General features: G+C 68.8%; 10 protein-coding genes. All 10 read left to right on the forward strand.

Going from position 1 to position 12,203, the window contains the following annotated elements:
• The first annotated feature begins 361 nt into the window (after positions 1–361).
• The 10 genes from OHA19_RS07475 to pssA all read left to right on the forward strand — a co-directional run bounded on the left by OHA19_RS07475 (position 362) and on the right by pssA (position 12,057).
• Positions 362–2,143: a 3-hydroxyacyl-CoA dehydrogenase family protein gene (locus OHA19_RS07475; RefSeq protein WP_405718415.1), complete on the forward strand. Its 1,782-nt coding sequence runs from the start codon at positions 362–364 to the stop codon at positions 2,141–2,143.
• Between the two features lie 91 nt (positions 2,144–2,234).
• Positions 2,235–3,050 (forward strand): TetR family transcriptional regulator, encoded by an 816-nt coding sequence (locus OHA19_RS07480; RefSeq protein WP_405749726.1) that lies wholly within the window; start codon positions 2,235–2,237, stop codon positions 3,048–3,050.
• An 89-nt stretch (positions 3,051–3,139) separates the two neighbouring features.
• Positions 3,140–3,934: a GNAT family N-acetyltransferase gene (locus OHA19_RS07485; RefSeq protein WP_405718410.1), complete on the forward strand. Its 795-nt coding sequence runs from the start codon at positions 3,140–3,142 to the stop codon at positions 3,932–3,934.
• 365 nt (positions 3,935–4,299) lie between these two features.
• A complete protein-coding gene (gene ccrA, locus OHA19_RS07490) occupies positions 4,300–5,673 on the forward strand; it encodes a crotonyl-CoA carboxylase/reductase (RefSeq protein WP_405718407.1) in 1,374 nt (457 codons plus the stop codon).
• 1 nt (position 5,674) lies between these two features.
• Positions 5,675–7,687, forward strand: a complete 2,013-nt coding sequence (locus OHA19_RS07495; protein ID WP_405718405.1) for a protein meaA — start codon at positions 5,675–5,677, stop codon at positions 7,685–7,687.
• Positions 7,684–8,646 carry an HpcH/HpaI aldolase/citrate lyase family protein gene (locus tag OHA19_RS07500; RefSeq protein ID WP_405718402.1) on the forward strand — a complete coding sequence of 321 codons (963 nt, stop codon included), beginning with the start codon at positions 7,684–7,686 and terminating at the stop codon, positions 8,644–8,646. The genes OHA19_RS07495 and OHA19_RS07500 overlap by 4 nt, the downstream gene beginning before the upstream one ends.
• A gap of 2 nt (positions 8,647–8,648) precedes the next feature.
• Complete coding sequence (locus OHA19_RS07505) at positions 8,649–9,176, forward strand: MaoC family dehydratase (RefSeq protein ID WP_405718399.1); 528 nt, start codon at positions 8,649–8,651, stop codon at positions 9,174–9,176.
• Between the two features lie 2 nt (positions 9,177–9,178).
• Positions 9,179–10,384 carry an acyl-CoA dehydrogenase family protein gene (locus OHA19_RS07510; protein WP_405718397.1) on the forward strand — a complete coding sequence of 402 codons (1,206 nt, stop codon included), beginning with the start codon at positions 9,179–9,181 and terminating at the stop codon, positions 10,382–10,384.
• A gap of 181 nt (positions 10,385–10,565) precedes the next feature.
• Positions 10,566–11,213, forward strand: coding sequence for a phosphatidylserine decarboxylase (locus tag OHA19_RS07515; RefSeq protein WP_405718395.1), 648 nt, complete (start codon positions 10,566–10,568; stop codon positions 11,211–11,213).
• A gap of 22 nt (positions 11,214–11,235) precedes the next feature.
• The gene (gene pssA / locus OHA19_RS07520) at positions 11,236–12,057 is read left to right on the forward strand and encodes a CDP-diacylglycerol--serine O-phosphatidyltransferase (protein WP_405718393.1); all 822 of its coding nucleotides are present in this window, start codon (positions 11,236–11,238) and stop codon (positions 12,055–12,057) included.
• Positions 12,058–12,203: the final 146 nt, after the last annotated feature.

The raw sequence follows: 12,203 nt of genomic DNA on the forward strand, positions 1-12,203 counted from the left end.
CGTCAGCGTATCGGCGGGGACTCTGCGTATCGAGGGGTGGGAGAAATGTGGCATGGGGCACAGCGACCTGGGGCTGGCGCGCTCGTTACCCGGCGGTTAACCTCAGGTGAGCGGGACACCATCCCCGCTTGCTCCGGTGGCCTGGTGACGCAGCCACCCGGAGTGCTTGTCGGTTCGGCAGTTCTGCCAGACGTGACTCCGGGACAGAGTCCGTCGCCCCTTCCGGGTCCGGGCGTGCTCATGGCACGTCGGCCCCGAGTACCACGACACGCAACTCCCGCACGTGTCGCGCCGGTTCTCTCTCCTCCAGTGCGCGCGCCGCGCCTCCTCACAGTCGTCACTCATTCTCTGGAGTCCCGTGATGGACACCCCGCTCAGCACCATTGCCGTCGTCGGTCTCGGCACCATGGGCACCGGCATCGCCGAGGTCCTGGCCCGCGCCGGCCACGAGGTCATCGGCATCGACATCAGCGACGCGGCCGCCCGCCGGGCCGTCGCCGCCCTGGAATCCACGACCGCCCGCGCCGTGCGGCGCGAGCGGATCACGGAGGAGGAGCGGGGCCGCGTCCTCGCCCGGTTCCGCACCTCCGCCGACCTCCGGGCCGCCGCGGAGGCGGAGCTGGTCATCGAGGTCGTGCCCGAGTCGTACGAGATTAAGCAGCAGGTCTTCCGGGATCTCGACGCGATCGTCTCGCCCACCGCGATCCTGGCGACCGGCACCAACGCTCTGTCGGTGACCCGGCTGGCCGCCGAGTCGCTGCGCCCGGAGCGCGTGCTCGGCCTGCACTTCTTCAACCCGGCGCCCGCGATGAAGCTGGTCGAGGTGGTCTCCTCGGTGCTGACCGCGCCGCCGGCCGTCGAGGCGGTCACGGAGCTCGCCCGCAGCCTGGGCAAGGAGCCGGTCGCGGTCGGCGACCGGCCGGGCTTCGTCGCCGACGGCCTGCTGTTCGGCTACCTCAACCAGGCCGCCGCGATGTACGAGGCCAACTACGCCTCCCGGGAGGACATCGACGCGGCGATGAGGCTCGGCTGCGGCCTGCCGATGGGTCCGCTCGCGCTGCTCGACCTGATCGGGATCGACACCGCCCGCACCGTGCTGGAGGCGATGTACGCCGAGTCTCACGACCGGCTGCACGCCCCGGCGCCCGTGCTCAGGCAGCTGAGCGAGGCCGGGCTGACCGGCCGCAAGGCGGGCCGCGGCTTCTACACGTACGAGGGGCCCGGCAGCCAGACCGTGGTGCCGGACGCGCTGACCCCGGGGGACGACGGGTCGGCCACGGCCGGGCGCACGGTGCGTTCGGTGGGTGTCGCGGGTTCCGGGACGATGGCCTCGGGCATCGCCGAGGTCTTCGCGAAGGCCGGGTACGACGTGGTGCTCGCCGCCCGCGGCCAGGAGAAGGCGGACACCGCGAAGGGCCGGATCGCCAAGTCGCTGGAGCGCTCCGTCGCCAAGGGGCGGCTGACGGCCGAGGCCAGGGACGGGGCGCTGGCCCGGATCACCGCGGCCGGTTCGCTGGACGCCTTCTCCGATGTCGACCTCGCGGTGGAGGCCGTCGCCGAGGACCTGGCGGTCAAGCAGCAGCTGTTCGGGACCCTGGACAAGGTCTGCAAGCCGGGCGCCGTGCTCGCCACCACCACCTCCTCGCTGCCGGTCGTCGCGATCGCGCGGGCCACCTCGCGTCCCGAGGACGTGATCGGGATGCACTTCTTCAACCCGGCGCCCGCGATGAAGCTGGTCGAGGTGGTCCGTACGGTGCTCACCGCCGACGATGTCCACGCCACCGTCCGCGAGGTGTGCGGCAAGGTCCGCAAGCACCCGGTGGACTGCGGGGACCGGGCCGGATTCATCGTGAACGCGCTGCTGTTCCCGTACCTCAACAACGCGATCAAGATGGTCGAGGAGCACTACGCGACGCTCGACGACATCGACGCCGCGATGAAGCTGGGCGGCGGCTACCCGATGGGCCCGTTCGAGCTGCTCGACGTCGTCGGTCTCGATGTCTCGCTGGCCATCGAGAAGGTGCTGCACAGCGAGTTCCGCGACCCGGGCCTGGCCCCGGCACCGCTGCTCGAACACCTGGTGGCCGCCGGCTGCCTCGGCCGCAAGACGGGGCGCGGCTTCCGCGAACATGCCCGGCGCTGAGCCAGGTGCCGGTTGGGGCGGGCTGCTCGATCCTTCGGGCGGCCCGCCCCCACGGGCGCACTCCCCCGACCTGATGCAGTACGTTCACACCATGTCCCAGCCCGCCAGGTCTCCCCGTGTCTCCGCCGCGCCCGACACCCAGGAAAGTGCCGCAGGCACGCGCGCCGCCGCCCAACGGCTCAAAATGCGCCGCGAACTGGCCGCAGCGGCGATGGAACTCTTCGCCACCAAGGGGTACGAGGCGACGACGGTCGACGAGATCGCGGGTGCCGCCGGGGTCGCCCGGCGGACCTTCTTCCGGCACTTCCGCTCCAAGGAAGAGGCGATCTTCCCGGACCACGACGACACCCTCGTCAGGGCCGAGGCCGTCCTCAACGCCGCACCGGCGCACGAGCACCCCCTCGACACCGTCTGCCGCGGCATCAAGGAAGTCATGAAGATGTACGCGGCGAAGCCCGCGGTCTCCGTGGCCCGCTACAAGCTGACCCGTGAGGTCCCCACCCTGCGCGAGGCGGAGATCGCCTCGGTGGCCCGCTACGAGCGGCTGTTCACCCGCTATCTGCTGGGCCATTTCGACGAGCGCGACCACCATGTCGGCAACGACGACCCGCTGCTGGCGGAGGTCGCGGCCTCCGCCGTGGTCACCGCGCACAACCATGTGCTGCGCCGCTGGCTGCGGGCGGGCGGCGAGGGCGACGTGGAGGCGCAGCTCGACCACGCCTTCGCGATCGTCCGCGACACCTTCGGGAGCGGCATCGGGGCCGGCCGCACCGTCGGCACCGAGCCCGCGAAGCAGCCGGCCGCCTCGGTGACCTCCCAGGGCGAGGTGCTGGTCGCCGTGGCGCGGACCGACGCTCCGCTCGACGAAGTGATGCGCACGATCCAGCAGGCCCTCCAGGACCGCTGAAAGGGTGCGGGCGGGGACGGGCACGCCCCCGCCCCGGCCCGCACCGAAACCCGGTTGCCCTGCCCGCGCACCGGTGTTGTGGTGGGCGGATGAATGGTGATCGCGAAGCGCTGCTGACCCTTTTCGACCGTGAGATGCGCGAGCACGCCCGCCCCGACGGCCCCGGGGTCCGGGTGGAGCGCACCGGCGACGTCGTACGGCAGGTCGGCGCGGCCGACGACTGGAACGGCGTCGTGTGGTCGGACCCGGACCTGGATCCCGCGCGGGTGGACGCGGTGATCGCGGCACAGGTGGCGCACTACACGGCGCTCGGGCACGGCGAATTCGAGTGGAAGCTGTACGCGCACGACCGGCCGGCCGATCTGGCCCGGCGGCTGCCGGCGGCCGGTTTCGAGGCCGAGGAGCCGGAGACCCTGCTGGTCGCCCCGGTCGCCGAGCTCTCGACGCAGGTGGAGCTCCCCGACGGCGTCCGGCTGCGCACCGTGCGTGACGCGGACGACGTCGAGCTGATGGCCCGCGCCCATGAGCGGGCGTTCGGCTCCGACTGGTCGCGCCTGCGGCATCAGGTGCTGGCCCGGCTCGCCGAGGACCCGGACGGATTCGTCGGCGTGCTCGCCATGGTGGGTGACGAGCCGGTGAGCTCGGCCCGGATGGAGCTGTACCGGGGCACGGGCTTCGCGGGGCTCTGGGGTGGCGGCACGGTCGAGGCGTGGCGCGGAAAGGGCCTCTACCGGGCCCTGGTGGCCTTCCGCGCCCGGATCGCGGCGGAGCGCGGCTACGGCTGCCTTCAGGTCGATGCCTCCGACATGAGCGCCCCGATCCTGCGCCGACTCGGATTCCTGGCCCTGAGCACCACGACGCCCTATGTGTACCGGTCGCACTGATCGATCATTCGCGGTCGTTCACAGGTCATTTCCCTACGAATCCCCCCGCACGCTGCTCATACGTGCCCGGCGAGTGACAACTGAGAGAAATTGTTGGCACCGAGTGCCTTGCCAGGTGTCACGGAGTGCCATACGTTGAAGTTGTCCGGGCGGCCGGCGTGCTGCGAACTCACGTACGCCGGCTGTCCCCGCAAGCGATTCGCCTGCGCGCCCGGACGCCTGCGTCACAGGCAAACCCTTCTGCTCCACAGAGCAAGCCGAAGCTTTGACAGCCGAACCGACGGCAGCACCCCCGCACCGTTCCCTCTCCTGCTCGCAGGGATCGCAAGCGTTCCCTCAGCGCCCCCATCCGCCGGAGGCACCCCATGAAGGAAATCCTGGACGCGATCCAATCGCCGGACAGCACAGCCGCGGACTTCGCGGCCCTGTCCATCCCCGAGTCGTACCGCGCGGTGACCGTGCACAAGGACGAGACCGCGATGTTCGACGGCCTCGCCACTCGCGACAAGGACCCCCGCAAGTCGCTGCACCTCGACGAGGTCCCGGTGCCCGAACTCGGGCCCGGCGAGGCCCTGGTGGCCGTCATGGCGAGCTCGGTGAACTACAACTCCGTCTGGACCTCGATCTTCGAGCCGATGGCCACCTTCGGCTTCCTGGAGCGCTACGGAAAGCTCAGCGAGCTCACCAAGCGCCACGACCTGCCGTACCACGTCATCGGTTCCGACCTGGCGGGCGTCGTCCTGCGCACCGGCCCCGGCGTCAACGCCTGGCATCCCGGCGACGAGGTCGTCGCCCACTGCCTCTCGGTCGAGCTGGAGTCCTCGGACGGCCACAACGACACGATGCTCGACCCCGAGCAGCGGATCTGGGGCTTCGAGACCAACTTCGGCGGCCTGGCGGAGATCGCGCTCGTCAAGTCCAACCAGCTGATGCCGAAGCCGCAGCACCTGAGCTGGGAGGAGGCCGCGGCTCCGGGCCTGGTCAACTCCACCGCGTACCGCCAGCTCGTCTCACGCAACGGCGCGGGGATGAAGCAGGGCGACAACGTGCTGATCTGGGGCGCCAGCGGCGGACTCGGCTCGTACGCCACGCAGTTCGCGCTGGCCGGCGGCGCCAACCCGATCTGCGTCGTCTCCAGCGAGCAGAAGGCGGACATCTGCCGGAGGATGGGCGCCGAGGCGATCATCGACCGCAACGCCGAGGGCTACAGGTTCTGGAAGGACGAGCACAACCAGGACCCGCGCGAGTGGAAGCGGTTCGGCAAGCGCATCCGTGAACTCACCGGCGGCGAGGACGTGGACATCGTCTTCGAGCACCCGGGCCGCGAGACCTTCGGCGCCTCGGTCTACGTGACCCGCAAGGGCGGCACGATCGTCACCTGCGCCTCCACCTCCGGCTACAACCACGAGTACGACAACCGCTACCTGTGGATGTCGCTGAAGAGGATCGTGGGCTCGCACTTCGCCAACTACCGCGAGGCGTGGGAGGCCAACCGGCTGGTCGCCAAGGGCAAGATCCACCCCACGCTGTCGAAGGTCTACTCGCTGGAGGAGACCGGCCAGGCCGCGTACGACGTCCACCGCAACCTCCACCAGGGCAAGGTCGGCGTGCTGGCACTCGCCCCGCGCGAGGGGCTGGGCGTACGGAACGAGGAGCTGCGCGAGCAGCACATCGACGCCATCAACCTGTTCCGTGACGCGTCAGCGGAGCGGACCGACAAGCACAGCCGGGACGTCTGACATGACGGGCCGCCAGAAGGACCGCCCGTGGCTCATGCGGACCTACGCCGGTCACTCGACCGCCGAGGCGTCCAACGAGCTCTACCGGCGCAACCTCGCCAAGGGCCAGACCGGCCTGTCGGTCGCCTTCGACCTGCCGACGCAGACCGGGTACGACCCCGACCACATCCTCGCCCGCGGCGAGGTCGGCCGGGTCGGCGTACCGGTGTCGCACCTCGGTGACATGCGCCGGCTCTTCCAGGACATCCCCCTGGAGCAGATGAACACCTCGATGACGATCAACGCCACCGCGATGTGGCTGCTGGCGCTCTACCAGGTGGTCGCGGAGGAACAGGGCGCCGATCCCACCAAGCTCCAGGGCACCACGCAGAACGACATCGTCAAGGAGTACCTCTCGCGCGGGACGCACGTCTTCCCGCCCGGTCCCTCGCTGCGGCTGACCACCGACATGATCACGTACACGGTCGACCGCATCCCGAAGTGGAACCCGATCAACATCTGCAGCTACCACCTGCAGGAGGCGGGGGCCACTCCGGTCCAGGAGATCGCGTACGCCATGTCGACGGCGATCGCCGTGCTCGACGCGGTCCGTGACTCGGGGCAGGTTCCCGAGGAGAAGTTCGGCGATGTCGTGGCCCGTATCTCCTTCTTCGTGAACGCGGGCGTCCGCTTCATCGAGGAGATGTGCAAGATGCGCGCCTTCGGCCGCATCTGGGACCAGGTCACCCGCGAGCGGTACGGCATCACCGATGCAAAGCAGCGCCGGTTCCGCTACGGCGTCCAGGTCAACTCCCTCGGCCTGACCGAGGCGCAGCCGGAGAACAACGTCCAGCGCATCGTCCTGGAGATGCTGGCCGTCACGCTCTCCAAGGACGCCCGCGCCCGCGCCGTCCAGCTGCCGGCCTGGAACGAGGCGCTGGGGCTCCCCCGGCCCTGGGACCAGCAGTGGTCGCTCCGCATCCAGCAGGTGCTCGCCCACGAGAGCGATCTGCTGGAGTACGAGGACATCTTCGCCGGGTCGCACGTCATCGAGGCCAAGGTCGACGAGCTGGTCGAGGAGTCGCTCGCCGAGATCGACCGGATCGAGCGGATGGGCGGCGCCATGGCGGCCGTCGAGTCCGGCTATCTGAAGTCCGAGCTGGTCTCCTCGCACGCCGCCCGCCGGGCCCGGATCGAGGGCGGCGAGGAGAAGATCGTCGGCGTCAACATCTACGAGACGACGGAGCCGAACCCGCTCACCGCGGACCTCGACGGGGCGATCATGACGGTCGACCCCGCCAACGAGGCCCGGGTCGTCGCCGCCCTGCACGACTGGCGCGACAACCGCGACGAGGCCCGCGCCACCGAGGCGCTGGCGGCGCTGAAGAAGGCCGCCGCGGGCACCGAGAACATGATGGAAGCGACCGTGGAGTGCGCCCGCGCGGGTGTCACCACCGGTGAGTGGTCCTGGGCGCTGCGCGACGTCTTCGGCGAGTTCCGGGCCCCGACGGGCGTCTCGTCCGCGCCGGTCGCGGTGACCGCCGAGGCGGGCACCCCGCTCGCCCTGGTCCGCGAGAAGGTCGCCCGCACCGCGGCCGACCTGGGCGCCGGACGGCTGCGGCTGCTGGTCGGCAAGCCGGGCCTGGACGGCCACTCCAACGGCGCCGAGCAGATCGCCGTACGGGCCCGTGACGCCGGTTTCGAGGTCGTCTACCAGGGGATCAGGCTGACCCCCGAACAGATCGTCTCGGCCGCCCTCGCCGAGGACGTGCACTGCGTCGGTCTGTCGATCCTGTCCGGCTCGCACGCCGAGCTCGTACCGGACGTGCTCACCCGGCTGCGCGAGGCGGGCGCCGCCGACATCCCGGTCATCGCGGGCGGGATCATTCCGCCCGCGGACGCGTCGGCCCTGATCGGGGCCGGTGTCGCCGCCGTATTCACCCCGAAGGATTTCGGTATCACGGAGATCATCGGCCGTATCGTCGACGAGATCCGGAAAGCGAACAAGCTCGACCCTCTGGAGGTCCCCGCATGACTGCCGTCAACCGCCTGCGCCCGCGCCGTTCGTGTCTGGCAGTGCCCGGCTCGAACCCGCGGTTCCTGGAGAAGGCCCAGGGCCTCCCGGCCGACCAGGTCTTCCTCGACCTGGAGGACGCCTGCGCGCCGCTGGCCAAGGAGGGCGCCCGGCACACCATCGTCGACGCGCTGAACAACGGTGACTGGACGGGCAAGACCCGGGTCGTGCGGGTCAACGACTGGACCACGCACTGGACGTACCGTGACGTCATCACGGTCGTCGAGGGCGCCGGCCAGAACCTCGACTGCATCATGCTGCCCAAGGTCCAGGACGCCCAGCAGGTCGTCGCCCTGGACCTGCTGCTGACCCAGATCGAGAAGACGATGGGCTTCGAGGTCGGGAAGATCGGCATCGAGGCGCAGATCGAGAACGCCAAGGGCCTGGTGAACATCGACGACATCGCCGCCGCCTCGCCACGTCTGGAGACGCTGATCTTCGGCCCGGCCGACTTCATGGCCTCGATCAACATGAAGACCCTGGTCGTCGGTCAGCAGCCGCCCGGCTACGGCGCGGACGCCTATCACTACATCCTGATGCGCATTCTGATGGCGGCCCGCACGCACGACCTCCAGGCGATCGACGGCCCCTTCCTCCAGATCCGTGACGTGGACGCGTACCGCGAGGTCGCGGGCCGTGCGGCGGCGCTGGGCTTCGACGGCAAGTGGGTGCTGCACCCGGGTCAGGTCGACGCGGCCAACGAGGTGTTCTCGCCCTCGCAGGACGACTACGACCACGCCGAGCTGATCCTCGACGCGTACGACTGGTGCACCTCCGAGGAGGGCGGCAAGAAGGGCTCGGCGATGCTCGGCGACGAGATGATCGACGAGGCGAGCCGCAAGATGGCCCTGGTCATCGCGGGCAAGGGCCGCGCGGCGGGCATGCAGCGCACCTCCAAGTTCGAAGCGCCGGAGGCCTGACCATGCAGTTCGGACGCACATACGAGGAATTCGAGGTCGGTGCGGTCTACAAGCACTGGCCGGGCAAGACGGTCACCGAGTACGACGACCATCTCTTCTGCCTGCTGACCATGAATCATCACCCGTTGCACATGGACAGCAACTACGCGGAGCGGACGGCCGATTTCGGAAAGAACGTCGTAGTCGGCAACTACATCTACTCGCTGCTGCTCGGCATGTCCGTTCCGGATGTCTCCGGAAAGGCGATCGCCAATCTCGAGGTCGAGTCGCTGAAGCATGTCGCGCCGACCTTCCACGGCGACACGATCTACGGCGAGACGACGGTTCTGGACAAGACTCCGTCAAAGTCCAAGAGCGACCGCGGAATCGTTTACGTGGAGACCAAGGGCTACAAGCAGGACGGGACGCTCGTCTGCGTGTTCCGTCGCAAGGTGATGGTCCCCACCGAGACCTACATCAAGGAGCGCGGCGGCGAGCAGCCCGGCCGCCCCGAGCTGAACCAGCCTTCCCAGAAGAACGCGGAGAAGTAGCCATGACGCGACTCGCCCAGACCGCCGGGCTCAACGACGTCCAGCAGGAAATCCTCTCCACGGTCCGGGATTTCGTCGACAAGGAGATCATTCCGGTCGCGACCCAGTTGGAGCACCGTGACGAGTACCCCACCGAGATCGTCGAGGGACTCAAGGAGCTCGGCCTGTTCGGGCTGATGATCCCCGAGGAGTACGGGGGCCTGGGTGAGTCGCTTCTCACATACGCGCTGTGTGTGGAGGAAATCGCCCGCGGCTGGATGAGCGTGTCGGGAATCATCAACACGCACTTCATCGTGGCGTACATGCTCAAGCAGCACGGCACCCAGGAGCAGAAGGACACGTTCCTGCCGCGGATGGCGCTCGGTGAGGTCCGGGGCGCGTTCTCGATGTCGGAGCCGGCGCTGGGCTCGGACGTCTCGGCGATCAGCTCCAAGGGCGTCAGGGACGGCGAGGAGTACGTCCTGAACGGCCAGAAGATGTGGCTGACGAACGGTGGTACGTCCTCGCTCGTCGCCGTTCTGTGCCGGAGTGACGAAGGCCACCCCGAGGGGACCGCCCCGCACAAGTCGATGACCACGTTCCTGGTCGAGAAGGAGCCCGGTTTCGGCGAGGTCCGGCCCGGACTCACGATTCCCGGCAAAATCGACAAAATGGGTTACAAGGGTGTCGACACGACCGAACTCATCATGGACGGGCTACGAATTCCGGCCAATCGGGTTCTGGGTGGCACCACCGGCCGAGGGTTTTACCAAATGATGGACGGAGTAGAGGTCGGCCGGGTGAATGTGGCGGCGCGTGGCTGCGGTGTCGCGCAGCGTGCATTCGAGCTGGGAGTTTCCTACGCACAGCAGCGTCAGACCTTCGGAAAGCCGATCGCCCAGCACCAGGCGATCCAATTCAAGCTGGCTGAAATGGCCACCAAGGTGGAAGCCGCCCATGCGATGATGGTAAACGCAGCGCGCAAAAAGGACTCCGGGGAGCGAAACGACCTGGAGGCAGGGATGGCGAAGTACCTCGCCTCCGAGTACTGCAAGGAAGTCGTCGAGGACGCCTTCCGTATCCATGGCGGTTACGGCTTCTCCAAGGAGTACGAGATCGAGCGCCTCTACCGGGAGGCCCCGATGCTGCTTATCGGTGAAGGTACCGCCGAGATCCAGAAAATGATCATCGGGCGCCGACTCCTCGAGGAGTACCGGATCCAGGGGTGATTGTCCCTTTCGAGACGATTTAGTCGCGAAGAAGATCACACCCTGTCACCCTCGGCCGGCGCCTTCCCACCGTCCGACTCGGCTGCTGGCTTGCCCAGTTGTTGCTCGCAACCGATAACATCGCCGGAAAAGCCGCCGTCCCCCGTTGCCAGCGCGGCATCATCCGCTACGAAGGTCATCCATGCCCGACAGCCAAACCTCTGCATCACGCGGCGGGGTCCGCCTTGCGCGCGGAGCTTCGCCGTGGCTCCTCCCGACCGTCGCCACCGCCGCACTCAGCCTCGCCCGGGCCCGCAGGTCCGGACGCTGGGCCGCGGTGGCCGTGCCCACCACCGCGCTCGCGGCGGGCATGCTGTGGTTCTTCCGCGACCCCGAGCGCGAGATCGCCCAGGGCCGCGTCATCTCGCCGGCCGACGGTGTGGTGCAGAGCATCATGCCGTGGAAGGACGGGCGCACCCGCGTCGCGATCTTCATGAGCCCGCTGAATGTTCACGTCAACCGTGCGCCTCTGGCCGGCACGGTGACGTCGGTCGAGCACGTCCCCGGCGGGTTCGTTCCGGCATTCAACAAGGAGAGCGAGAACAACGAGCGCGTTGTCTGGCACTTCGACACCGAGCTCGGCGACATCGAGATGGTGCAGATCGCGGGTGCGGTCGCCCGGCGCATCGTCCCGTACATCCCGCAGGGCACGAAGGTGGAGCAGGGCGAGCGCATCGGCCTGATCCGCTTCGGGTCGCGGGTCGACATCTACCTTCCGGAAGGTGTCGAGGTCGCGGTCGAGGTCGGCCAGGCCACCACCGCGGGGGTGACTCGAATTGACCGTGATTGATCCTGATACACAGGCAGGCTGGGTGCCCGAGTCGGAGTCCGAGGAGGACGCCGGCGAGGACATGCCGCTCTCTCTGCGGCTGTCGATAGCGGACACCCTGACTCTCGGTAACGCCACGTGCGGATTCATGGCGGTGTACTTCACCACCACCGGAATCCTGATCCCGCACCTCACGGGCAGCGACGAGAGCGGCATGGCCCGGCACTCCGCGGCCACCGCCGTGATCCTGATGCTCCTGGCGGCGGTCTTCGACCTCTTCGACGGGCTCGTGGCACGCAAGCTGCGCTCCTCGCCGATGGGTGCCGAGCTGGACAACCTCTCGGACCTGATCAGCTTCGGGCTCGCCCCGGCGTACTTCGTCCTCGTGTACGGCATGGTCGCGGACGACGCGCACCAGCGGGTCTCGGCGCTGGCGGCGATCGTGGTCCTGCTGGCGGTGGTGCTCAGGCTTGCGAGATTCTCCTGCGTGACCATGAAGGACGGCATGTTCCAGGGCATGCCGAGCCCCTTCGGAGCGCTCACGGTCGTCTCGATCGTGCTCCTGGAGCTGCCCTTCGTGCCGACGCTGCTCGCGATCGTCGGAGTGGCGTGGCTGATGGTCAGCCGAGTCGAGTACCCGAAGCCGCGGGGTGTCCTCGCGGTGGCGATGCTCAGCTGGATCGTGGCCGCGATGGGGCTCCTCGCCGCGTGGGCGTTCGACGCCCCCGGCGGTCAGCTGCTCCTCCAGACCGGCTGTGCGCTGCAGGTGGTCCTGGGAGCGGTCATCCCGCTCTTCGCGACGGCCCGGCGGGTGAACACCATCCGTGACAACCGGCGTGAGGCACGGACCGCGCAGCTGCCGTAGCGGCACGCAGTACATGAGAAGGACCCGGGTGCTCCCCAGCACCCGGGTCCTTCTGCGTGGGGACGCACCGCCGATGTCCGCGCGGCCGGCCGGCCGCGCCCAGTATGTTTGGGCCGGACCGGCCGACGGGCGCCGTCCTCCGAACC

Source organism: Streptomyces sp. NBC_00012, assembly GCF_045040875.1.
GTDB lineage: Bacteria > Actinomycetota > Actinomycetes > Streptomycetales > Streptomycetaceae > Streptomyces.

Coding starts and splice junctions, on each gene's coding strand:
- OHA19_RS07475 (WP_405718415.1), top strand. CDS start 362: ATGGACACCCCGCTCAGCACCATTGCCGTCGTCGGTCTCGGCACCATG.
- OHA19_RS07480 (WP_405749726.1), top strand. CDS start 2,235: ATGTCCCAGCCCGCCAGGTCTCCCCGTGTCTCCGCCGCGCCCGACACC.
- OHA19_RS07485 (WP_405718410.1), top strand. CDS start 3,140: ATGAATGGTGATCGCGAAGCGCTGCTGACCCTTTTCGACCGTGAGATG.
- ccrA (WP_405718407.1), top strand. CDS start 4,300: ATGAAGGAAATCCTGGACGCGATCCAATCGCCGGACAGCACAGCCGCG.
- OHA19_RS07495 (WP_405718405.1), top strand. CDS start 5,675: ATGACGGGCCGCCAGAAGGACCGCCCGTGGCTCATGCGGACCTACGCC.
- OHA19_RS07500 (WP_405718402.1), top strand. CDS start 7,684: ATGACTGCCGTCAACCGCCTGCGCCCGCGCCGTTCGTGTCTGGCAGTG.
- OHA19_RS07505 (WP_405718399.1), top strand. CDS start 8,649: ATGCAGTTCGGACGCACATACGAGGAATTCGAGGTCGGTGCGGTCTAC.
- OHA19_RS07510 (WP_405718397.1), top strand. CDS start 9,179: ATGACGCGACTCGCCCAGACCGCCGGGCTCAACGACGTCCAGCAGGAA.
- OHA19_RS07515 (WP_405718395.1), top strand. CDS start 10,566: ATGCCCGACAGCCAAACCTCTGCATCACGCGGCGGGGTCCGCCTTGCG.